The sequence below is a fragment of the Sporosarcina sp. P7 genome, assembly GCF_002743425.1.
Lineage (GTDB): Bacteria > Bacillota > Bacilli > Bacillales_A > Planococcaceae > Sporosarcina.
In genome coordinates this window covers 100,283-124,139 of the sequence record NZ_PDZF01000011.1, presented here as the reverse complement: position 1 = coordinate 124,139, position 23,857 = coordinate 100,283, and the positions used below count along the sequence as shown (strand labels likewise).

Annotated in this window: 18 protein-coding genes; 3 read left to right on the top strand and 15 right to left on the bottom strand. The window is 40.6% G+C overall.

Features of this window, described 5'->3' with window-relative positions; translation table 11 throughout:
* Window positions 1–96 precede the first annotated feature (96 nt).
* From CSV60_RS11940 to CSV60_RS11875, 14 genes are all read right to left on the bottom strand, one after another.
* A complete protein-coding gene (locus CSV60_RS11940; protein ID WP_099637139.1) occupies window positions 97–1,161 on the bottom strand; it encodes a YkvI family membrane protein in 1,065 nt (354 codons plus the stop codon).
* Window positions 1,162–1,260: 99 nt separating this feature from the next.
* Window positions 1,261–2,373, bottom strand: coding sequence for an o-succinylbenzoate synthase (gene menC, locus CSV60_RS11935; RefSeq protein ID WP_099637138.1), 1,113 nt, complete (start codon window positions 2,371–2,373; stop codon window positions 1,261–1,263).
* The gene (locus CSV60_RS11930) at window positions 2,354–3,211 is read right to left on the bottom strand and encodes a GNAT family N-acetyltransferase (protein WP_099637137.1); all 858 of its coding nucleotides are present in this window, start codon (window positions 3,209–3,211) and stop codon (window positions 2,354–2,356) included. Before CSV60_RS11930 ends, menC begins: the two co-directional genes overlap by 20 nt.
* A 4-nt stretch (window positions 3,212–3,215) precedes the next feature.
* Window positions 3,216–4,352: a M20 peptidase aminoacylase family protein gene (locus tag CSV60_RS11925; RefSeq protein WP_099637136.1), complete on the bottom strand. Its 1,137-nt coding sequence runs from the start codon at window positions 4,350–4,352 to the stop codon at window positions 3,216–3,218.
* Window positions 4,353–4,354: 2 nt separating this feature from the next.
* Complete coding sequence (locus CSV60_RS11920) at window positions 4,355–5,209, bottom strand: MurR/RpiR family transcriptional regulator (RefSeq protein ID WP_099637135.1); 855 nt, start codon at window positions 5,207–5,209, stop codon at window positions 4,355–4,357.
* Between the two features lie 440 nt (window positions 5,210–5,649).
* Window positions 5,650–7,434: a choline/carnitine O-acyltransferase gene (locus tag CSV60_RS11915; protein ID WP_099637134.1), complete on the bottom strand. Its 1,785-nt coding sequence runs from the start codon at window positions 7,432–7,434 to the stop codon at window positions 5,650–5,652.
* A gap of 345 nt (window positions 7,435–7,779) precedes the next feature.
* Window positions 7,780–9,819, bottom strand: a complete 2,040-nt coding sequence (locus CSV60_RS11910) for a transglycosylase domain-containing protein (protein ID WP_099637133.1) — start codon at window positions 9,817–9,819, stop codon at window positions 7,780–7,782.
* A gap of 277 nt (window positions 9,820–10,096) precedes the next feature.
* A complete protein-coding gene (locus CSV60_RS11905) occupies window positions 10,097–11,617 on the bottom strand; it encodes an S-layer homology domain-containing protein (protein WP_099637132.1) in 1,521 nt (506 codons plus the stop codon).
* 260 nt (window positions 11,618–11,877) lie between these two features.
* Window positions 11,878–13,380, bottom strand: coding sequence for an S-layer homology domain-containing protein (locus CSV60_RS11900; protein ID WP_158233175.1), 1,503 nt, complete (start codon window positions 13,378–13,380; stop codon window positions 11,878–11,880).
* A 192-nt stretch (window positions 13,381–13,572) separates the two neighbouring features.
* Entirely contained in the window at window positions 13,573–14,091 is a 519-nt protein-coding gene (locus CSV60_RS11895) for a hypothetical protein (protein ID WP_143565342.1), read from the bottom strand.
* Window positions 14,092–14,237: 146 nt separating this feature from the next.
* Window positions 14,238–14,861, bottom strand: coding sequence for an AIM24 family protein (locus tag CSV60_RS11890; protein ID WP_233189611.1), 624 nt, complete (start codon window positions 14,859–14,861; stop codon window positions 14,238–14,240).
* 290 nt (window positions 14,862–15,151) lie between these two features.
* Window positions 15,152–15,841, bottom strand: coding sequence for an Ltp family lipoprotein (locus CSV60_RS11885; RefSeq protein ID WP_099637128.1), 690 nt, complete (start codon window positions 15,839–15,841; stop codon window positions 15,152–15,154).
* 201 nt (window positions 15,842–16,042) lie between these two features.
* Entirely contained in the window at window positions 16,043–16,987 is a 945-nt protein-coding gene (locus tag CSV60_RS11880; protein WP_099637127.1) for an agmatinase, read from the bottom strand.
* Between the two features lie 22 nt (window positions 16,988–17,009).
* Window positions 17,010–18,245, bottom strand: coding sequence for a sodium/glutamate symporter (locus tag CSV60_RS11875; protein WP_099637126.1), 1,236 nt, complete (start codon window positions 18,243–18,245; stop codon window positions 17,010–17,012).
* A gap of 200 nt (window positions 18,246–18,445) precedes the next feature.
* Here CSV60_RS11875 and CSV60_RS11870 point away from each other — a divergent pair, with 200 nt between their 5' ends.
* Window positions 18,446–19,342, top strand: a complete 897-nt coding sequence (locus CSV60_RS11870) for a LysR family transcriptional regulator (RefSeq protein WP_099630696.1) — start codon at window positions 18,446–18,448, stop codon at window positions 19,340–19,342.
* A gap of 215 nt (window positions 19,343–19,557) precedes the next feature.
* Here the strand turns inward: CSV60_RS11870 and CSV60_RS11865 are convergent, their stop codons facing one another.
* Window positions 19,558–20,103 (bottom strand): outer membrane protein assembly factor BamD, encoded by a 546-nt coding sequence (locus tag CSV60_RS11865; RefSeq protein WP_099637125.1) that lies wholly within the window; start codon window positions 20,101–20,103, stop codon window positions 19,558–19,560.
* 325 nt (window positions 20,104–20,428) lie between these two features.
* Here CSV60_RS11865 and CSV60_RS11860 point away from each other — a divergent pair, with 325 nt between their 5' ends.
* Window positions 20,429–21,280, top strand: a complete 852-nt coding sequence (locus CSV60_RS11860; RefSeq protein WP_099637124.1) for a conserved phage C-terminal domain-containing protein — start codon at window positions 20,429–20,431, stop codon at window positions 21,278–21,280.
* 748 nt (window positions 21,281–22,028) lie between these two features.
* Complete coding sequence (locus CSV60_RS15995; protein WP_199175280.1) at window positions 22,029–23,765, top strand: GIY-YIG nuclease family protein; 1,737 nt, start codon at window positions 22,029–22,031, stop codon at window positions 23,763–23,765.
* The last annotated feature ends 92 nt before the right edge of the window (window positions 23,766–23,857 follow it).

The following is a 23,857-nucleotide window of genomic DNA, read 5'->3' as shown; positions in this document are numbered from 1 at the left end:
AGATACCTATGCGTGAGACGAAAGGTACCAGGTCCTCACACAACTCCACCCCAATTCAGAATTGTTTGTAAATTTTGCGGGTACCTGTTCCTTTCTTTAACTTTCAACCGGATATAATACTCTTTTCTTCTTAAACCACGCGAAAATGATCGCACCGATCAATACGAATCCAAGATAACCCATTACCGGATAAACAGTGCCCACGAGTGTTACGAAACCGATGAAGCTTGCGGCATATGCTACTAAACCAAATAGGATAATGCTCCCTTTAAAGCGTGCTGTGTCAGGTTTGACAAAGCGTACGGTGAATGCGTACAACATGCCTACTGCAGTATTATAAATCATTCCCAATAAAATAATGGACATGAGTGCACCAACTACCGGGCTTATATTATTCGCCAAGAACAGCATCGGCATCGGTACCGCGGCGATTTCTTTCAACTGTGTCAACATCGATATATTGATGAGAAGAAGGAGAAGACCCAGACCCAGACCTCCGATGATTCCACCCCACGCGGCAACTTTTTCGTCCTTGACTGTTCCTCCCATGACTGTGAGCATCGCAACACCAGCCGCGATATTATAGGAAACATACAAGAGTCCACCTACTAGCCAATGAGGGGCCCCTTGGTTTGTACCGGTAACTGCCGCTTGAATTTCAGCGGCCGAGAAATCATAGTTGATAACTGAATACACCGTGATCACCATAACGAGCAATAGTAAAAATGGTGTGAATGCCCCAATGAGCGTGATGACTCTTTGAACACTTAACGTCACTGTCGCGATGGTTAAAATAGCCATTATAATACTTCCGATATATCCGGGAATATGTAATTGCTGTTCGAATATTGCACCGGCACCTGAAAACATGACGACGGTGACACCGAATAGGAAAAATGTGATAACGAAATCCACAACAATACCTAAATAACGTCCACAAATATGGTAAATGACATTCTGATGGGACGTGGTTTGCAAACGGCTACCTAATTGGGTTAAATTCATGCCGATGAATGCAAATAATACTGCTGCGACAAGTGTTCCAACTATGCCTATTGTGCCAAAACTAGTGAAAAACTGCAGAATTTCTTGTCCAGATGCAAATCCTGCGCCGACGATCACACCGATGAAAGCTGCACCGATTTGAAAACTCTTTTTCATCCCTCTTCCTCGCCTTCTAGTATAAGTTTTTGGGTTCTATGTAAATTAATTTTTCAGATTATAGAAAGCCTAGTGGGTGAACATGGTCGCCCACTTGACTCATTTTGCTTTATAATTCATTTCTTTCACCGTGAATTTATTCATTGCTTCAATATCCGGTTCATATCCAATGCCATATGAACTAGGCACTGTAATAAACCCATTTTCCACAACGACTTCTGGTGTGATGATATCTTCCTCCCAATAGCGGGATGATCCTGCTGTGTCACCTGGCAGAATGAAATTAGGCAGTGTCGTAAGCGCTACGTTATGTGCGCGTCCAATTCCTGACTCCAGCATGCCTCCACACCAAACGGGAATACCATGTTCCATGCAGTAATCATGAATTTTCTTCGCTTCAGTCAATCCCCCGACACGACCAATTTTAATATTGATGATTTTACAGCTCCCAAGCTCTAACGCTTTTCGTGTATCTTCAAGAGAGTGGATACTCTCATCTAAACAAATCGGTGTTTGGATTTCTTTTTGCAAAGTGGCATGGTCGATGATATCGTCCGAAGCAAGCGGTTGCTCGATCATCGTTAAATTAAATTCATCCAACTGTTTAAGCAGTTCCACATCTTCAAGTGTATAGGCCGAGTTGGCATCCGCCATTAGCGGTACGTCAGGGAAGTTTGTGCGAAGTTCACGTATCACGTCAACGTCATATCCTGGTTTGATCTTTACTTTGATACGTTTATAGCCTTCCTCAACAAAACCGCGGACTGTCTCTACTAATTTAGCTGTATCTTCATGAATCCCAATACTAATTCCGACCTCTATTTTCTCCATTTCTCCACCTAACGCCTGTGCTAATGTCATTTTGTTACGCTTTGCATAAAGATCCCAAACCGCTCCCTCTACAGTGGATTTCGCCATATTATTTTTACGAATTGCTTTGAAAAGTGAACTCACTTCATCTGGGTGATTGATTTCCCTCCCAATCACTAAAGGGATTAAAAAGTCCTCCAACATATGTAGATTAGTTTCGATTGTTTCTTCACTGTACCAAGGTGAATGGAATGCGACTGACTCCCCCCATCCCGTGTTTCCATACTCATCTATCGCTTCAAGCAATAAAAAATCTTTCTCTTGAAACGTACCAAAGCTTGTAGTGAAAGGGTTTTTCATCATCATTTTCATTTTTCGGATATTAATCTCTTTTATAATCATTCGAATTCTCCTCATGTTTTATATGTAGTGGAATCATTGTTCTTTTTATGAATTGATAGTAATGAACGTCCGTGTCGGATTTCTTCAACCCTACTAGCGCATAACCTGCGCCAAATAGTGATTGAAAGACAGCTCGGATTTTCATTCGCCAATCCAATGCAAGTTCAGGCTCATCCTTTTTAATGAATTGAATGTTTTTCGGTATCGGTACTTCCATGCCCTCGCTACTTGAAGAGATTTCCTCTAGATTTACTTCCATCATCGGATTGCCTTTTTCAGATTGTCCGACATCAAACGGTCGGTCGTAGTTGGCTAGTTGGGGTGTCCACCCGTCTTCCACCCGTTCACTAGAAATCCACCACTCGACCTGAAGCCGGTCTGATGGTAATCCTTTATTCAAACCATCTTCCATTTCGCCATAGCAATTTTCCAGATATGTAGTGCTGATACCGTACAGCTTCGTCAGGTTTAAATAGGCATTACGGCTTTCCAACGGATCAAATGTCCACGTCATTAAGTCATAGCCGATTTCTTTGGCCAGTTTACGCTGCTCATCCTTTAGCATCTTGCCAATCCCTAATAATTGATAATTCGGATGGACGCCAAGCATATGCGAACATAAATACGTTTTCCCATTTGCAAACCCCGGAAAACTATATGAAAATCCAACAATCTCCTGTTGATCGAAAGCACCAATCACTAACCCACCATTTTTTGACGCCGTATAGGTTTGATGTGTTGGAACAGTATTCTCTCCCCAAATTTGTTTTTCAAGTCCTTGAACCATTCGCATGTCTTCGTTCGATTCTAATTTGCGAATCGATAAATTAGTCTTCATAAACTCACGTCCTTTGTTCTAGCTGCTCAAATGTGCGGTTCACTGCTCGGGCGAGTATTTCGATTCCCGTCAGTATACTGTCATGATTGAACGTCATATTCGGATGATGAAGTCCCGGCGATAGATCACACCCAAGTCCAAGCATCGTCGCTTTGATGGCCGGTCGTTTCAGTGTGTAATAATGAAAATCTTCTCCACCCGGCGTGACTATAGAAGGCACGAGAGACTGCTCTCCCACTGTTTCCTTAATTGCTTGTGCCATTATTTCTACTGCGGTTTCATCCACCTGTGCAGCGGCTATTTCTGATTTGATTTCAAAATCGATCTGCACTTCAAACATCTCAGCAACAGTAGAAATCTTTTGTTCCACTTGACTCATTAGCTTCTCCATGACCTCATTTGTTTGGGCTCGAATGTCTAAGCTGAACACCGCGTTACCGGGAATAATGTTTGCCGATTCCCCACCCGCTTGAAACATCGTCATTTTTGCGGAATGCGGAACCATTGGATTGACGTGAATAGCATGGATTGCCTGAACGAGTTGCGCCATTACTTCAATCGCATTTTGACCAAGATGTGGCCTCGCACCATGTGTATCCGTTCCTGTAATCGATCCCGTTACCATTTTTGCAGAACCGTGCAAAATAGCGGGCGTCGAATAGCCATCCCCGAGTTCTTGAATAGGACGAAGATGCACACCATACAAATAATCTACATCGTCCACAACGCCTTTTTCCACAAATGATAATGCACCGGTTCCTTTTTCCTCGGCAGGTTGGAAAATCACTTTTAAGCGACCCACTTTTGGAATCCCAAGTCTCTTCAGAACGAGTAACGTCCCAACCGCCATCGTCATATGTGCGTCATGTCCACATGAATGATTGGCTTGATACACCCCGTCGACTTCTTGCCATAATGCATCAATGTCCGAACGAAGCGCAACGCAATGCTTGCCAGTACCGACCGTCACAACTAGCCCCGTCGAATCCTCAAATGTCGTCACTTGGAACCCTTCATTCTCTAGTAACTGCTGTAAATACTTCGTCGTCTCTACTTCCTGCCAACTGATTTCGGGATGTTCATGCAAATGAGTAAACACCTCTTCAATCAATGGTTGCACTTCTTTCAACGCTGCTTCCATCTTCAATCCACCCCTTCCACGAATAAAAAATCACTCGCTATTGATTGATAGGAATTTTGCCTTTTCTCAAAACTGTCTTTTTCCTTCACCGATAAACCAGCCACAACCGCATTCATGAATGAAAACAAAGAAGCAGTTGCGTCGAGTGTCGACTTATTTGGTGAATAAATTGGAAATAATAAATGACTATATGTATGGATCGGAGCTAGTGTCGAATCTGTAATCCCAATAATGAATGCATCCTGTTCATGCGCCAATCGTGCAATTTGAATCGTTTCTTTTAAATAACGATGAAACGAGATGACAATTACTACGGAGTTGCAATTCATTTGACTCAACGTTTGAATGACATCTTCCGTTTCGGGCCGCAACAACTGCACGTTACTTCTCACTAAACCGATTGTATAGGAAAGCCAATTAGCCGCGGTATAGGACGACCGAAGGCCAAGCACATAGACAGTTTCGGCGTTCGAAAGGCGTTCAATCGCCTCTTCATAGTCAGCCTCCTGAATCTGTTTCATCGTCTCCGTAATGGTTACACGATCCTTCTCCATGACTTGCTCAAAGAAATGCGGTTTTTGTTCGAGCACAAGCTTGGATTGCTGATAGGTCGTCAAGCTGCTTTGTTGAAACAACAATTTCTCTCGAATTTCCTTTTGTAATTCTGCATAACCGGAAAATCCCAAACTATGACTGAAGCGGATAACCGTCGTTTCACTGACATCAATCTTTGCCCCGATTTCTTGCGCTGAAGACATCGCAACGATTTTTGGGTAATCGATAACATACTGCCCTACTTTCTTTTGGCTTTTCGATAGAGTATTGTAGCGTTCTTGGATAAGCTCTTTAAGTTTCAATCACTTTCTCTCCTTTTGAAGCCAAGACATCTTTAATATCGCAAATGAAGTTTATACTTCATTTTTTATCATTTACTAACTTACCATATGTATTGACAGAATACAATGCATAATCTGAATTATGGGCAGGAGCTATTTGATGATGTTACGCATGGCCACACGCCCAATCTGTTCGGTGATATGTACACGAATTTTGCGGCAGCAATAAACAATCGGCACGATTATAAATAGCCCCCTACGAATGCGTAGAGGGCTTGTTGTATAGCTTATTCATTACTTACCGATTTGGGCGTTTAAGTAATCCATTATCGTTCGGGACTAACAGGAGCGTGATTTTCAGTTTTCCACCAACTGACTCCATACCTCTTACTAGGTTTGCGCTTACGTTAAATACTTCTAGATTGCGCTCTACCATCTGTTAACAATTAGCCTTGAATTATTTAAAGACTACGATTCGCAATCTGTCTTAATTCTAAAAATGCATCTATCAAATGATTGGTTAACTTCTGCGCATGATCTGCTTCATCAGCACTGGAGGAGATATTAATAGTAATTGTTTGATCTAATAAAATATAAGCGAGTCCAAAACCGCCTTCAACGACTGGGCCGAATATCCGATACTTTACATTGTCATAAGCCATACCACTTGTCGAAATAAAATCATGACGCATTCTCAAATAGCCAGGATCGCTAAAGAGTGCTGGTGTATCCGTCATACCGATGTCTACCCCGTGTAACTTATACATTTGCTCCAGACCGTACATATGTCTTTCAACACCGAATCCTTTACGGCACGTTATGATTCGATTTGTATGAGCCGCGCTCGCCTTTTGCATTAAGGCATACAACACTTCATTACTCTCAGCACCGTTTTCTAGCGCTTTCACCAAGTTCAGCTTCTCCATACTGGTCGCTCTCGCACATTCTGTTCTTCCCTCATAAAATGCACGGACTGAAACAGGTTCATACACACTTCTACATACGCCAAACGTTCTGTACTGTGCAATTTGTAAGGCCATATGAAAAAAAGCGTCCGGACTAATATTCATTTTTTTGATTTCATCTGAACCAAAGCCGTTGAAGGTTCTCGTTTTAATAAAAAACTCTTTTTTAACATTCGCATGATCTTTTTCGAATCTCATTAACGACTTCTCAATCTCCGCAGATAATTCCCATTGCTGTTTTTCCATTCGAGTGGGTTCAGTCGTATAGATGGTTTCAGGCTCTTCACTTTCCAGGCCTTCATTTACATAGCTTATGACGGCAAATATCGTCGTACCATCAACCGAAGAATGCTCGATGCTATAACCCAATTCACCTTTTTTAGTGAGGATGACTTGGATGGTTTTATCAAAGTATTTGTTCGTTCCATTTAACATTAAGTTCTCAATCGCTTCTTCGGAATTACTACTTTCTTCATCCATAGAAATGACAATTAGCGAATCCGCTATCGTTTGTAGAGTATCCGCATTCACTTTAGATACGGTGAGTTGATCATATATCTTCGCAGCTTCGTCTCTTTTCGCAGTTGTAAAAATTCCTACGTTGCTACCTTCACTTTGCTCTTCTTGAAAGGCTCTTTCAATAGCATTTGCGATTTCACTGCTTTGATAAATTTCACCTTCACTATTGGTTACGTTCACTTTATAAACATTTCTTTTATATAAAATCATGACATAGTTATTTCTTTTCTCGAATGCCGCTAGTCTAAATTCATCTCTTTCTACTCTCGGAATACGAATGGACTTAAAAAATTTCTTATATTGACTCATATCTTGGGGCACACCATTTTGTATGACGGGCGCCACCTCGCCATCAATTATTAAATGATATAATTCCGTGACTAAACGGCTAACCCTTCCGGTAAGTTCCGCACGCGTATATCGATTTTCATGCTTTTTATTATCTAATAAAATATTGAAATGCATGCCCGTTGGCAAAGGGTCGCGGAAATTTAAATACATATCATCCCATAAAGGCTTTAGCCAACTACCTTCCATTTTGGCATCCCATTCGCATAATTTTTTTTGAAGTTTTTCTGCATCTCCATCCACCTTGAAAAAATGGTTAACAACCTCCGTAGTTTCTTTAAATTGTTCATCGTTTACAAGAGGTTCAACCCATTCAAGAAGTTTCTCCTTTGTACTCGTTACTGGCGGTATGGGTAAAGATGGTAATTTATTTTCGTAAGCAAATGTCTTTTTTATAATAATTAGTCCCTTCATGATTCATTTCCAAGCGATTATCATTTTTCACGCTAAAAAGAAGATCGGATTTCCAATCTTCTTTTCAAGCCATTTATTTGTTGTGGTTTTTGCATTCAATAAAATCATTAGACCGAGATTACATTTCAATCGCGATATGTATGGATAATAAGTGTAACCAGTTGGTTTGGCAACTTCAAATAGTATACCATTTTTCTGTTCACGGTGAAACCTTGAACAAAGCTTAAACTTTCGGGTCTGAAGCTATCACAAAAGGTACCAGGTCCACACACAACTCTAGTTCAATTCAGAATTGTTTCTAAATTGTGTGGGGACCTGGTACCTGATGACGCGCTCGCGTTGCCTTTAGTCCTCTTTACCTTTAAACCAGCTCCGTCCCCACTTTTCAATCTCCTCCCAAAACTCTTTTTTCTTCTCATTCTTTTCTCTTTCTTCCTTTGTCATTTTCTTCTGCTTCTTCAGCTCTTTTATTTCTTCATCAATTAACGACAAATCAAATTTCTTCGCAGTCAATTCGCTGGATGATTTTGAAACAACCTGCGCAAAAATGGGCGGTGCGGTAACGCTACTCGTGGAGGTTAAATAATGGTCGGCGTCTGTTTGATCATATCCGAGCCAGACCGCACCGACAATATCCGGTGTATAGCCAACGAACCAATGATCTTTTGAACCGTCCACTCCTTCAAACGGGAGCTGTGTGGTGCCCGTCTTCCCCGCCACGTCCATACCGGAAATTTGTGCTTTTTTCGCAGTACCTTCCGCAACAGCCCCTTGCAGCATATAGGTCATTTGCTGGGCAACTTCCGCATCTGTCACCTGCACAGACTCTCCCCGCCACTTCCCGAGCACTTTTCCTTCCGAATCTTTAATTTCTGTGATCGCATGAGCTTCCTCCATCACACCATCATTCGCAAACGCAGAAAACGCTTGTGCCATCCGCAAAGGAGAAGTGCCTTTGACCAGTCCTCCCAAGGCTAATCCAAGTGCACGGTCATTTTTTTCTAATGGAATTCCAAACCGTTCAACAGCACGAACTCCATTTTTGATGCCGATCTGATCTAACAGCCAAACGGGAGGGATATTATACGATTGTGCGAGTGCATCGTACATGGTCACGTTCCCTCTATATTTCTGATCAAAGTTTTTCGGAGAATACCCATCCATATCGATAGGTTCATCCACAAGCAAATCCGACATATGGTACCCTTGCTCAAGTGCCGGAGTATAGACGGCAAGCGGCTTTAACGCAGATCCAGGCTGCCGGATGAGGTCAGTCGCATTATTAAAGCTTCCATGCGTATATTCTCCTCTACCACCGACTAACGCCAGGATCCCGCCTGTTTTAGGGTTCAAGAAAACAGAGGCACTCTGCAAAAGTTGATCCGGAGTGCTCTTCGGAAAATATCTATCATCCCCATACACTTCTTCCAGCGCATTCTGGACCATAGGATTGATTTCTGTCGTAATATGCAAACCGCCGGATAGCACTTCATTTCTCGTTAAATCGTACATATTGACCGCCTCGTCCACTACACGGTCGATATAATAGGGATATTTCGCTTTATAATCTGGCACTGTCGAATCAGCCAGTTCTATTTTCTGTCCTATCGCTTCATCGTATTCTTGCTGACTACTATACTGTTCACGTAGCATCAACGACAACACCACATTGCGCCGTTTCACCGACTTTTCCATATTTTTTGTTGGCGCTAAATGCGACGGTGCTTTAATGATGCCTGCGATTGTCGCAGATTCGCTTAACGTCAATTCGCTGACATCCTTACCGAAATAGGTCTGCGCCGCACGTTGAACACCCCACGCCCCGTCGCCGAAATAGATTTGGTTAAGATAACGTTCCATGATCTCCTCTTTCGAATACACTCGTTCAATCTTCTTTGCGAGGATCAGTTCTTTAAATTTACGCGAGTACGTACGCTCCTGCGTCAAAAACGCATTTTTAGCAAGTTGCTGCGTAATCGTACTGCCCCCTGCCACGATTTTGCCTTTGAACGCGTTCTCGAGTAAGGCGCGTCCCATCGTGAAATAATTAATGCCGTGATGTTTGTAGAATCGTTGATCTTCCACGGAAATGACAGCTTCGATCAGCGTATTCGGAATCTGGTCGATCGATACACCTTCAATATTCGAATTCGAAACCTTACTGATGATTTCTCCGTTCGGATCGTAAATAACCGTCGATCTGGGTGCGGGTCCTTCAATTTTACTAACATCGCTGAATGTGATGAAGACATTCAGTACAAGTAGTGTGCAAAGAACGGCAAGCAGTACACTGATGGATACGAAACGAATGATCTTTTTCTTCAGGCTAATTTTCTTTATTGGCGTTTTTTTACGCTGTTGTTCTTTATATTCGGATCTTTTCATATAGGATTCACCTGCTTTATTGCTGAGGATTTTTATTGGTAGTATACAGCATAGTATAGACGTTGGGGGTGTTTGAAGGTTGCGGATTTTGTCTTTTGGGGGATTTTGGTACGAATGTATGTAAAAAAGATATTACTCAGAAGTTGGGCTTCTGGGTAATATCTTAATAAAAATATCTGTGCACGAAACTTTCATGATGGTTTACACATTTACGGTTGTTTCGAACACAGGTACCTTCACGTAAAATCAGTAATATCCATTGCACCGATCGTGCCCGTTACATATCGGGATTTATGTCAAAAATAGAGCGTACAGACACATTCACTATGCCATACATTTCTTTTACATGGATCGTTCTCCCTCTATCCATGCCTGACGTCGCGTCACCCGGCTGGCCAATCATCCAATAGACGTCATTTTCAAATTCCATATCAATTGTGCCTACGCTTTTCGCTGTAATATGGAATATGCCCGTACCCGGCTCCCGCTCTACTGTTGCTATAGCTTCGGCGTTTTCAGTGAGTATCGTGTGCTTCCCTATATTATTCGCGGCTTTTTTGTCATAGGTATAATATCCATCGTACGACGACGCTACATCATACGTAAGCGAAGGCTGTTCTTGCAACACCTCAGTGTCATAATAAAATGCCCCATCTTTCGGTATCTTTGCCTCAATTGCGAACCGTACATCTTTTCCATTCGCAAAACGCACAGTCGCAATGTAGTCACCTGGCTTGTCGATCACAATATACTTGCGAGTAGGGTATTGGTACGTCCCGAATGTAGCATCACCGGACACCAATGCACCGTCCACTGTATAAATGCTGACACTAGTAATCTTTTCTGCTGTAGGCATGTCGAAGATCGCGGCAGTCGGCAAATAATCATTCGTTTTCTCAAGCGTCAGCCGCAATTCTCCATTCACTTTTTTCACTTGTACGTAATACTTTATAATTTCTTGCTGCGAGCCTTTCCATCCGTGTAAAGCGAGAGTGCCCTTTCCTTCATTCAGCGGAATCAATTGAACCCGCCCGTCTGTTGATGGATCTTTTCCATACGTGTAGATTGCTTGAAACAACTCATTTTTATTACCAAGATCTTGATAGATGCCGCCCGATTCTGAACGAACACTTATCCTATCGAACCCTAGTTCATCCGCCCGCACCGTAACCATCGCCGGCTTCGATTTCTCGGTTTTCGTCAATAATACAGCTGCTTGACTGCGCGTAATCTGCGCATTGATGCTGAATCTATCAGGAGACGTACCTGAAGTAATTCCAAGACGGTACAGGATGAGAACATTCGTACCATGCGATTGATATTCCACGACATCCTTAAACGGATTTTTCGTATCGTAGAAATAATATCGCGGCAAATCGAACGCTTTCACAATGATCGAAGCAAACTGCCCCCGTTTTACCGGATCATTCGGACCGTAACGGCCGTCTTGATAGCCACTGATCACATTCGCTTCAGCCAGCGCTGCAATCGCAGGGTAATGGCCATTTTTCGTTGAGACATCTGTAAACTCAGGATTTTTGACGTTCGCCGTATCCAATTTTAGCATCTTCGCAATAATGGAAGCGGCCTGTCCTCTCGTAATCGGATTCCCCGGCTTGAACGTACCATCCGGATAACCGCCAATAATATCGCGTGCCGCCAAGTCGTTCACCGCTTTCGCGTATGGCTGCTTCGACGAGACATCCTTGAACGGCTGACTGCTTGCCGCTCCCGCCGATAAAGGCAGACCACAAGCCAACACGATTGCACTCAGTAACGCCATCATCATCTTTTTCATTTCACATCTTCCTTCCCCTCTATGTAACACCGTACAGACGCAGGAATCCGGAAATAGTTTCAAAGATTTTATTGTCGTTTTGATAAAGGAACTTGTGTATAAAACCTTCACGTTTGTTTCACGTACAGGTGTAACGCGTGTTTCTCAACCACACACCGCTTCCTTCTTCTCTTTTCAATTAAAACAAGGGATATCACACAAGAGTTCCCCCTCATGCGATATCCCTTATATTCTCCTTCACTGCCCATTCTTCTATATCATCAATAATTAAGTTCATAAATTTGTGAAGCGGAAACATGAATCAAACTATTCAGATCACGGACCTTTATTTCCATGCCAGTGATCATACCTGACACCCCGTCGCCCACTTGACCCGTAAAATAAACGGGATTTTCAAACTTCACTTCAACTGTGCCGACTTTCTTAGCTGTAACATGAAATACATTCGTTCCGGGATCTCTTGTAATTTTTGCAATGTTTTCCGAGTTTTCCGTAATAACAGTGTGCTTCCCAATATATCGTGCCGCTTTCTTATCATAATACCCATTCTTTTCAAACAGCTCTTCCACGTTGAATGTATAAGACGGCCGCTCTCTCAGCACGTCCATGTCGTAATGAAAATAAGCATGCTCCGGCTCTTTCACATGAATCGCATAGCGGATTTCTTCACCGCTCCCCAATTGAGCAACGGCATAATAGTTGCCCGGCTGGCGAATCGTTATACAAGTCTTTTGATTCTCTTTGCATATATGGAGAGCTGCGTCACCCTCTAGCAATTTACCCGTTGCTGAATACAGTCTGACTTTCTTGATTTTCTCAGCTTTAGACAATTCCAGCGGTGCCTCTGTCGGCAAGTAATCATCTGTTTGTTCAATCGATAGTTTCAGTCCGTCAGCTGTTTTTTTTACATGTACATAATATTTCCGGTAGATCTCCTCATCTTCATTCATCGGCGAGTCCCCGTTATATCCGCTGACATTCAGAGTCGCAGTTCCTTCTTTCAGTGCTATAAGTTGCAGTCTACCCGGTCCATACGCTGTGTCGCGAGCGACAATCGACTCGTACACGTCCTGATCCTCTTTCCAAATCACTGAATATATTCCGTCCATCCCAAGCTCTTCCGGTTTAAATGAAACCATCGCAGGTTTTTCATCTTCTGTTGCTTTCATCATCTTAGCTGCTTGTCCCCTCGTCACCGGCTGATTCACACCAAAACGGTCCGGCGAAATGCCGCCCGCAATTCCAAACTGGTGAAGTATCAAAATGCTGGCACTGTGAGACTGGTTGCCCGCGACGTCTTTAAAAGGATTTTTCATTCCGTAGAAATCATAACGCGGCAAATCGAATGCTTTTACAAGAATAGAAGCGAGCTGTCCCCGTTTCACTGGATCATTCGGACCAAACCGGCCATCTTCATAACCGCCAATGACATTTGCCTGCGCCAGTGCGGCAATTGCCTGATAAGAACCGTTTGTTTTTGCCACATCCTTGAAATGCGGATCTTTCACGTTTGAAGTGTCTATGCCTGTCAGTTTCACAATAATTGCAGCAGCCTGTCCGCGTGTCACTGGATTGCCGGGCTTAAATGTTCCATCTGGATAGCCGCCAATGACATGCCGTTCCGCTAGTTCATTCACCGCTTGTGCAAAATGCTTGCTCGCAGGTACATCAGAAAATATTTGTTCTCCAGCGGCACAACCAGCAACCGGAGAACTGCACGCCAGCACCAATGCGCCAAACATCGTTATAATTTTCTTCTTCAAATTTTCTAACCTCCCCATCATGGATCTGTATGTCGATTTGTCGTACAGACGGAGAAATCAGGTAAAAGTTTCAATTTTTTCGGAGGTCTTTTAAAAAAAACTAAAAGGTACCTGTGCAAGAAACTTTCATGATGGTTTACACATTCATATTTGTTTCTCACACAGGTACCTAATTTTAAAATGAACGTCTAGTTACATTTTTGAATAGACGTCCTTCATTTTATTTTCGAATTCAATATACTTCGTTTCATACCCTTCAAGATGTTCGCCGCTTGTCTCAAACATCTCAACTACTTCTGCTGCGGCCGTCTTTAGTTCTTCGAAGTCTTCAGTCATGCCAAGTTCTTCAATTTCTTTGTGGAAATATCCGATATACGTAATTGTCGAATTAGCAAGAAATTGTTCAGCATGCGCAAATTTCTCTCGATAGTCAGATCCCTCTTTCATGCTATTTACGGAGTCTTCAACGAAATTTTTTACGCTTGAATATTCCGAGAAGAATGCTTCTTCAATGTCGTCGGTTTCTTCATTGAATTCGTTGACCATTGGTGGACGTTCCATTACTTCGACTTTTGACTCATTGTCTTGTGCCGGCTCGACTTTTTGCACTGGTGAATCGACTTGCTTCGTTTCTTCGTCATCCGTTCCACAACTCGCTAACAATAGCCCAAGGATAACAAACGAACCCAATGCACTATTCATCTTTTTCAATTCAAACTCCCCTTCCATTTTTACTTTATCCTAACATATTTCTGGAAATTAAAAATACCTGCGTGTGAAACTTTCATGATTGTTTACACATTCACGGTTGTTTCCCACACAGGCATCTTATTTTAACAGAATCCGGTATTCCGAATTTATTGAAGGAACGGCGCCATTAATACTTTTCCTGTTCCGCGGTAGACATTTACCAATCCTTCGCCTGAAGCCGCCGAACCCATAAGTGTTTTTCCAGAGCGTTCGACAGTAAATTCTAAACCGCCTGACCAAGCAATCGCCATATTTCCGTCGATTTTCAACTCATCATTTTCTAACTCGATTTCTATAAGTTCCTCTCTCGATACGGAAGATTCCAGTGCAATCGTTCCTTGCCCGGAAAGTCCAAGATTGAAAAGACCTTCCCCACCGAGTGCAGCAGAAGAAAGATTTGAGCGCATCACAGCCTTATGTTTTAATCCTGAATCACAAGCTAAAAAGAGTCCGTCTTCAATGACGAGTGACTGATCCCACTCGTCAACATCCAGTAGCAAAATATGCTTGTACGTTGGTTCTAAAACAAGTGTACCGGTTCCCGTGTACTCAGGTTTGATGGCCGATTCTTTGGTTACTTTGCCCCTAATCGCTTTTCCAATAAAGTCTCCTACTCCCTTAAGTCCAGTCGTCGCTCTCACATCTCCGGCCATCCATTGCATGGCCCCTGCCTGAATCGTAATGTTTGACTGACTGACATCGCAAACTAGCTGTCTCCTTCTTACATTCATTTCAGAAGCATAATATGCCGATTGGGCCGTAGCATGATCGATACTTAGTTCTCTTTGAAACTCTACTACTTTAAAAGGCCCTAGCTCCTCCCTGATTTTTACATTCTCGTTGTCTTCAAAATTTTTAATCGTAAACAGAATAATCGCCCGCTTTCTGATTTTCTAATTTGTTTGCAAGGTTATGGTAATTATAACATGATTCGCAAATGGTACCAGGTCCTCACACAACTCTAGTTCAATTCAGAATTGTTTCTAAATTGCGTTGGGACCTGGCACCCAATCAGCCAGCATCATTTATCTAAATTAGCGATTGCGTAATCAGCTTCTGCTTGTGTGAATTTCTCACCGTACGTAGAAGTCAGCTGGTCTCTAACCGCTTCCGGTGACATGCTCATAGTATCCTGATACGTTTTTGCCTTCTCTAACGCATTTTTATTAAAATCAGCTTGCAAATTATCCATTGCATATTGTGCTTCTTCCTCTGTAAACTTCTCACCATTTTCAGAGACAAGTTGTTCAAGTATTCCTTGCTTTGACATATGCATAGTTTCCGAATACGTTTCGGCTTTTTTCAGTGCATTTGCTTTCCAATCAAATTCAAGATTATTCATTGCATACTCAGCAGCTTCAGCAGAGTATTTTTCACCATACTCTGAAGTCAATTGTTCAGAAATAGCCTTTTTAGACATGTTCATTGTTTTTGCATACGTTTCAGCTTTATTCAAAGCTGTTTTGAATTCTTTAGGTACATTGTCTTCTACTGGTTTTTCTTTCACTTCAGGTTCTACTTTTTCGGTCTCTGCTTCTGCCTTTTCCGGCTTATCCTCCGCCGATGCCGTAACAGCTGGTTGATTTTCTTCCACGTCAGCACTCTCTGTGTCTTCATCATCGCTATTGACTGCCGCTATAATAATAATTGCAAGCAACCAAACCCACCACTTTTTATAAAATGGTTTTTTCTTTTTTTGCTGTTTCTCCATTTCCTGTCTCCCCTTTACGTTATGTAGTAGTAATATACAATCGGTGCCAATTTGGCACCTAAACTATATTTCCCCGTACAGACGTCAATTTCTTTAAAAAGTTTCAAACTTTTTAAAGATACCCGATTTACTCATTCGTACCCACTCAAAAAACCATGCAGCGAATAAAATATATTCGCTACATGGCTATAGTACATTCTATCAGTTAGTATGTTTTTCTTTGTTTTTAAGAATATGACCCATAAAGTTCAGCATCGTCATAGCTGCTACCCGGGTCGTGGCACCAGTAGGATCATATTGAGGAGCAACTTCAACTAGGTCGAAACAAACGACGTTTCCTTTTTCAGCGATTCCAATTAAAATATCATTTAGGAAATCGAATGAGAAACCTCCAGGTGAAGGAGATCCTGTACCCGTAGCCAATGATATATCAAAGCAGTCAATATCGATCGTCACATAGTACTTATCGGCTTTTGGAATTTTATTAAGTATACCTTCTACACCCAACTTAGCGGAATCGCGTGCTGAGATTAGCTCGCTACCGTAAGCTTTTGCCGCGTCAAAATCTTCTTTTCGACTACTCCCTAATCCGCGCAAACCGATTTGTACCATATCTTTAATATGATCCATTTCAGACATTCTACGCATAGGGCTACCGTTTCCTAATGTCTGCCCGCCTGGTGCATCTGACCAGTCTAAATGTGCATCTAATTGAATGACGGTGATATCGCCTTCACCTTTTAATGCGCGTGCAACAGGGATGGAAATCGAATGGTCTCCTCCCATAATTGCAGGAATAGCACCTTTTTCTCGAATTTTTGCTACAGCATATTCAATTGCAGTAAATGCTTGCTCTATATCTCCATGGATGACATCCGCATCTCCTGCATCCACGATTTTTACATCTCCGCCTAAAAATACTTCATCCCGCTCAGGATCGTAAAACCCTGCATTGCCACGTGCGTAATGCGTGGACACTTCTCGAATTCTTCTAGGTCCAAATCGACAGCCGCTTAAAAAGCCAACGCCCGTATCATACGGAACCCCTAAAACTGCGATGTCTGCATCAATTTCTTCCCAGTCCGTGCAGATTGGATACTTAGCAAAAGAACAAATTCCTGTGATCGGCATATTAATTTTTTCCATTCGTTATTCCCCCATTACTAGTTTAATTTCCTAAAAGGTTTGCAAGAAATACAAATATAGGTACTCCGACGATATCTGTTAAAACTGTCCCCGCAACCGGGATAATGATAAACGCTTTCCTTGAAAAGACACCATATTTCGTACATATCGCATTCATGACAACCAATCCATTTGGCGTGGCTCCTAATCCATGTCCAATAAATCCTGCTGACATTACAGCCGCGTCATAGTTCTTCCCGAGTAATCGATATAGGATGAATACTGCAACTGCCATTGTCGCTAGTGTTTGCAAAACAAGTATTACTGCTAAAGGAAGAGCCAGATCGTACAGTTCCCATAATTTCAGTTTCATCATGGCCATTACTAAAAACATGTTCAATGAAACATTTGAAATCATATCCATTGCCGTGTCTGTCATAGGCACCCATGACGTTCGCTCATTGATTGAGCGGAAAATAATACCTAGGAAAAGACTAAATATATGGCCTGGAATGGAGAAACCAGTCACTTCTGTAATCCACTGTGCTGTTGGCAAACCGATGGCTAATATAACAAAGATTAAAGAGCTTTCTATGAGTACATTTTGCCAAGTAATCGCCGTCTTCTTCTCTTCAATCTCACTTGCAAGCGCATTCAAATCATCCGTGTCAGTTTGGATTTTCAAATTCTTTCTAGTGATCAGCCAATTGCCGACAGGTCCTCCGATTAACGAGCCTGCTATGAGTCCATAGGTTGAAGCAGCCATTCCAATCGTAAGTGCATTTGATTCACCGAATGACTCAATTAATGGAGCCAGTGAGGCTGCCATGCCATGACCGCCCTGCATAGATGCTTGTCCTGCCATTAATGCAGAGAGTGGATTAATGCCTGTCAGCCATGCCGCGCCGACACTAATACCGTTTTGCAAAATAGCCAAAAACCAACAAACCAACATGTAAATCAAAAGCAATTTTCCGCCTTTTTTCAAAATCGACACGCCGGTAGACAATCCAATAGTTACAAAGAAAACATACATGAATAAATCGTAGAGTGTATTGTCGTATTGAAACTCAAAAAGCCCTAATTCATAAGCTCCCCACATTAATAGTGAAAATCCAAAACCTCCAATTACAGGCCCTGGAATGGAATACTTCCAAAGAATTTCATATCTCCTTACAATCCATGTTCCCAAGATTAGTAACACTGCCCCGATAGCAGTAAACGTAATCATATCGACATCTAGGATTAGCATTCCATTCTCACTTCTACTCGATGACATAGCAGTTCCTCCTTTCAATTTGACGCTAAACATCGCTATTTGCTCAGGAGCCAAAGATAATTCCATAAAAGATGAAATCAAATGAATTAGAACTTTCTAAACACTCCATCTAGTTGAAATTGTATATCACTAGATATATAATGTCTAATATCGGATTATTATGAATTGATAACTTATAGTTATAAAGAAGAGGTGTTAAAATGGACATTCGCTCTTTAAAGCATTTTCATACCATCGCAGAATGCGGACAATTTACAAGGGCTGCAATACAGCTACATATTTCACAGCCAGCTTTGAGCAATACAATCAAATCATTAGAAAAGGAGCTCGGATGTACATTATTTGAAAGAAGCACGAAAAGTTTGAAGTTGACCGAACCAGGAGAAATTTTATATAAACATGCGGGGAATGTATTGGAGTTATTCGATAAGATTTACAAAGAGATGGAGGACGCACGAAATGTAGGTAAAGGCAAAATCAATCTAGGAATGATTGAATCATACCGGTATTTCATTTCCCATATGATCGGAATTTTCAAGAGCAAAAATCCTGCTGTCTCGATGAAAGTACGGGAATTAGGACCGAAGGATATTGTAAAAAATTTAGAGAGCTTTGACATTCATTTAGGTATCACATCTATAGCTAATGATCACAACAACTTCAAATATATACCTATCTTCCAGGAAAATTACGTATTACTAACACCTCCGGATCATCGATTTAAAAACCTGAACAGTATTGAAATTATCGATTTGAAAAACGAAACGTTTATTCATAGTCTGGAAGGTTTTAAAATCAGAGAAACATTTATCAAAGCATGTGAGCGTGTAGGCTTTTCACCGTCAGTAGAATTCGAAACAGAAAGCTTAGAAACTGCATGTAGCCTTGTGGAGAATGGACTGGGTATATCGGTTGTACCAGAAAGCTTTCTCGCCTTAAATCCATCGAAAAGAAGAAACGTAGTCTTCATAAAAGACTTCGCTTCCAAGAGAACAGTGTATTTAGTCTATCAGCCTGAACGGTATCTTCCCCCTCCTATTCAAGACTTTATTGATATCACTCTTCAATTTTCTAATGAGATTATTGTTCGTAAGTGATGGATAATTGGAAATTCGACAACTATTTTAGTGCTTTGGACAGGTAGCTACAGGTTATTTTTTCGTCTACTGCATGCCAGATCTCTCTCATGTATTAATTTAGATCAAACAACCCACCAGCAACTGTATGCTGGTGGGTTGGTCATGTACAACAATGAAAAGTACCTATGCGTTAAACTTTTATAATTGGTTAATCATTCGCTTTTTAATTTCATTTACTCTGTATAGATCTTGTGCTTCTTTGATAGTTCCATTAACTCCTCTTTCTTTGCCTCATCGCCACTGGATAACAAAGTTAATGGAATAAAATGAAGTATATTTTTTGACTTCAAATACTTTTCGAGAGATGAGTTTATTGATAATTGACTTTTTGTAATATCTGTTAATAAAGCGCTAAATTCATTTTCAGCCTCTGTTGTACTAATAGGATTAAATTCAATTAAAAAATTGTTATAATCGCTTATTGCTTTAGTCATTTCATCTACCTTCTCATTGCTATATAATAATTTTGGATTCTTATCAAGGCCTTCAATCAGATCTACAATTATCTTTTGGTGTTGTGTGTCTAATTTGTAGTAGAATTGTAATTCCTCATAATACTTGTCCGTTACAGAACCATTTTGAACGCCCTCGGGATAACTTAGTATGTTTTTAGATTCTGCTTTGATAGTCGATTCTCCACATGCACTGAGTAACAGTCCAAAGATTAACAGCATGATTAATGTGCCGATGTTTTTCAACGGGAAGTGTTTAATTATCATTTTACCCCACCCTCCTTAAAGTAATATTTGTTTCCAGTTAGGATACACATAAAGAGAGGATGTTATTCATGAATACTTGGGTTATTGATAGTAGAAAGCACAAGTCTCTAAACTGTTTCTGAAATGCTTTATCAGTTAAAGACCGATAGTAGAAGGTTACTCAATTAAAGGTATCTTATTTTGTAAATTTCAATCAGAAATACTACATACACCTTTTTACCTTCTTTTAAAGACTGTGTATCCTTTTCTAGAAAACTCTCTATATGAAGTATGAGGAGCACTAAATGAATACTCCTACAACACTTTACTCTAGGGGGACCACCATATGAAATTATTAATTAACGAAGATCCGATTCAATTATTACCTTCATTGGCAATGAAAGTTGGATTGAATGCTGCGATATTCTTACAACAGCTTCATTACCGATTGAACATTTCAAAAAACATCCGTGACGGTCATAAATGGGTGTTCAATACGTATGACGACTGGATGGAAGAATTTCCGTTTTGGTCGTTAAACACGATTAAACGGATAACGTACGACTTAGAACAAAAAGGTTATCTGATTTCCACTTCCAAGCACAATAAGATGAAAATCGACAACACAAAATGGTACCGAATCGATTATGAAAAGTTGCCATTTTCCTATACGCCAAATGAGATACCGGCAGACCCAAATGTGGACACTCCTCCAACCCAACATGAGACGTCTACCAACTCACATTTGGACGCTGTGCAAACCCACACTGGTACGAAGGCGTATCCCACTATGGGAGGGCCTATAACCAAAGAACTTAAGAATCTAAAGAATAAAACCTTTGTCGAGAAGAATCTCGACGTCGCACATTCTGTGATACAGTACCTAAATGACAAAACCGGAAAACATTTCAAAGCGCAGTCCGCTGCTACCTGTAAATTCATCAACGGTCGAATCAAAGAAGGCTACACACAGGAAGACTTTATTCGTGTCATTGATCTAAAGGCCAAGCAGTGGTTGAACCACCGTGAATTTAATGCGTTCCTCCGACCATCTACTTTGTTTAACGCAACGAATTTTGAAAACTATTTCAATGAGCTAGTTGTTACTAAGAAACCGAATATAGAAATATACATTCCACCACTTCTCGATTTTAGTGGTGGTGAGAGATTAGCGTTAGATAGTGAACTATTGAATTAGTATATTCTTGGCACGATCATGAAAGAAAATCATGTAGTATCTGTCAGTAGAATACATTGTATCGAGGAGGTGCTGCGTTTTATAAGAGTTTTTGATGTGAGCTTTACTTTTAATTGTTGATGGACACTTTCGGCACTTAGTTTGAAGTATTTCGTAGAATCTGATACCCCATTTTATGAGTTGAAAACAGCTATACTATTCGCTTCTATTTCCTCTTTTCGGCTATCAGAATTATGTGAAAGTTGTGTCGGGACCTGGTACTTCAAACTCAGGTATTAATCGCCTCGCCTGCTCAATCACCAACTATCTTGCACAAATTATTTATCATAGTAAGACCTTCAACTTGACCACTAATTTTAATTAATCTATCCTTCGGTACACGATATGATAAGCACGTTTGCAAGAAATATTCATGAGCGTTTCTTACATATATAGTATTTTTTTCGCCTGATATCTTCTAACAAATCGCACTAGGTTCACACATAAATCTAGATCAATTCAGAATTTCCCTCAATCTTTGTTGGATCTTATTTCGAATTTTAGATAATAACGACAAAAAAGCTTTTGAAATATACAACTTCTGTCTCTTACTTATCTATATTGTGACATTCATCTCTTTATTTCACAAGAACTGGTATAATAGTTTCATATACTGTAAAAAGTATCGTATTTCTGCATAAACGAGTCGATTACTATCAATTGATGTTGTTGGTTACTATTATTCGAAAAAATGAGAGGGGTTTTGGTATTGAGTAAAAAAGAGTTAAAGAAACAACCGCCTGACGACCTACAGACATTATCTTCTCAAAAGTCATATGACAAATTAAAATGGTTTGAAAAGACATGGAGCGTATTATTAATTATTCTATCTTTACTCGCATTCGTATTCCCAGAGGCTATATTTATCGTAGGCCCTATAGTTGTTTGGAAGTTGCGGAAAGCAATTAAGAAGAACAATAAAGCTTTTGAGGAATATGAAGTGCTGGTCACTTTAGAGGAAGATAAGAATAGGCAATTAGATATCTTTAACGCTGAATTGAAAGAGTTAGAAGATAAGATTACTAACAGTAAAGAGGAATTAGATTTTATTAAAGACGAAATTGTCAATAGCAAAGAATTATTTGGACAACGTAAAGAAGAATTTAGAAATGAAGTACGAGATGAAATGAACCAGCAGATTAAGGAAGCAAATACTGAAGCTGAAAAGATTAGAGAAATTGCAGCTTATGATGCAGCAAATGTACTGAAGGATGTTCAAAAATATATTGATGAGCGCAATCAACTATTGGCCGATAATGAGAAATCGGAAAAACAATTGAAAACAAACACCAACAAAATTATTAAAGCAAAAGCAGAAATACTGGGAATCAAAACACTGACCGATCGTTTTCCATCCGTCATTGATTATTCTAAGTTGGAGGAAGAGGTACGTAAAGTCAGTCAGTTTTATGACGAAGAAAGCTTGTTACAAAATTTGATTGAGCTTAATTGTCATTATAAAAACTCGAAAGAACTCAGAAAAGAAATGACCCGAAATAAGCGCGAGATGAGTAAAGTACTGGATACTTATGTTGACCGTTATACAACCAAGGGAAACAAGACTATTTATCAGTTAATGGTAATAGGCCTGCAGGCGGAATTACAAAACATCTTATATACACTTACCTACTCAAAACTCGAAGAAGCACAAGATAATGTTCGTACTTTAGTAAGAAAATACTTAACGATCTGTGCAGACGGCAATAATCAAATTTTACCTACAATCACACGTTTTCTAACAGAGATCGAACCAATCTTCTTGGAAGCGATAGAAATAGAACACCACTATTATGCAAAACGCGAACGTGAAAAAGAGGAGCAGCAAGCGATTCGTGAACAGATGAGGCAAGATGCCGCTGAAAGAAAAGCACTGAAAGAGCAACAGAAAAAGCTGGAACAAGAAGAAGCAAAGTTCTTAGTTGAAATGGAACGAAACAGAGAACTACTGTTATCTGAAACGGATACCGATAAAATTTCAAACCTAGAAGCCCGTATTCAAGAGTTGGAAAATCAGCAGAATGAACTTGAAGCGAAGAAGGAAGAAATCACTAGACTTGCAAATGGTAAAGCCGGATATGTTTATGTGATATCCAACTTAGGTTCATTTGGAGATAACATGTTCAAAATCGGCATGACAAGAAGGTTAAATCCACAGGAACGCGTTGATGAACTGGGAAGTGCCTCCGTGCCGTTCAAATTCGATATCCATGCTATGATTTTCAGTAATGATGCAGTAGGTCTTGAAAACCAACTACATCAGCTACTACAAAAACAGCGAGTCAATAAAGTAAACTTGAGAAAAGAATTTTTCGAAACAACTGTTCATGAGTTGCAAGAAGTAGTAGAAGAAATTGATCCGACTGTAGAGTTCCAAACAACACTTTTAGCCCAAGAGTATTATCAAAGTCAAGAATTGAAGGAAGAACAATTAACTATTGTTGTCTGATAGTAAAGGTACCTGTGCATGAAACAAATATGATTGTTTAAACGTTCATATTTGTTTCTCACACAGGTACCTTATTTTAATAGGTTAGTCAT

Bases quoted from the DNA above. Each gene is read 5' to 3' on its own strand.
- CSV60_RS11940 (WP_099637139.1), bottom strand. From the start codon at position 1,161: ATGAAAAAGAGTTTTCAAATCGGTGCAGCTTTCATCGGTGTGATCGTC.
- menC (WP_099637138.1), bottom strand. From the start codon at position 2,373: ATGATTATAAAAGAGATTAATATCCGAAAAATGAAAATGATGATGAAA.
- CSV60_RS11930 (WP_099637137.1), bottom strand. From the start codon at position 3,211: ATGAAGACTAATTTATCGATTCGCAAATTAGAATCGAACGAAGACATG.
- CSV60_RS11925 (WP_099637136.1), bottom strand. From the start codon at position 4,352: ATGGAAGCAGCGTTGAAAGAAGTGCAACCATTGATTGAAGAGGTGTTT.
- CSV60_RS11915 (WP_099637134.1), bottom strand. From the start codon at position 7,434: ATGAAGGGACTAATTATTATAAAAAAGACATTTGCTTACGAAAATAAA.
- CSV60_RS11910 (WP_099637133.1), bottom strand. From the start codon at position 9,819: ATGAAAAGATCCGAATATAAAGAACAACAGCGTAAAAAAACGCCAATA.
- CSV60_RS11905 (WP_099637132.1), bottom strand. From the start codon at position 11,617: ATGAAAAAGATGATGATGGCGTTACTGAGTGCAATCGTGTTGGCTTGT.
- CSV60_RS11890 (WP_233189611.1), bottom strand. From the start codon at position 14,861: ATGAATGTAAGAAGGAGACAGCTAGTTTGCGATGTCAGTCAGTCAAAC.
- CSV60_RS11885 (WP_099637128.1), bottom strand. From the start codon at position 15,841: ATGGAGAAACAGCAAAAAAAGAAAAAACCATTTTATAAAAAGTGGTGG.
- CSV60_RS11880 (WP_099637127.1), bottom strand. From the start codon at position 16,987: ATGGAAAAAATTAATATGCCGATCACAGGAATTTGTTCTTTTGCTAAG.
- CSV60_RS11875 (WP_099637126.1), bottom strand. From the start codon at position 18,245: ATGTCATCGAGTAGAAGTGAGAATGGAATGCTAATCCTAGATGTCGAT.
- CSV60_RS11870 (WP_099630696.1), top strand. From the start codon at position 18,446: ATGGACATTCGCTCTTTAAAGCATTTTCATACCATCGCAGAATGCGGA.
- CSV60_RS11865 (WP_099637125.1), bottom strand. From the start codon at position 20,103: ATGATAATTAAACACTTCCCGTTGAAAAACATCGGCACATTAATCATG.
- CSV60_RS11860 (WP_099637124.1), top strand. From the start codon at position 20,429: ATGAAATTATTAATTAACGAAGATCCGATTCAATTATTACCTTCATTG.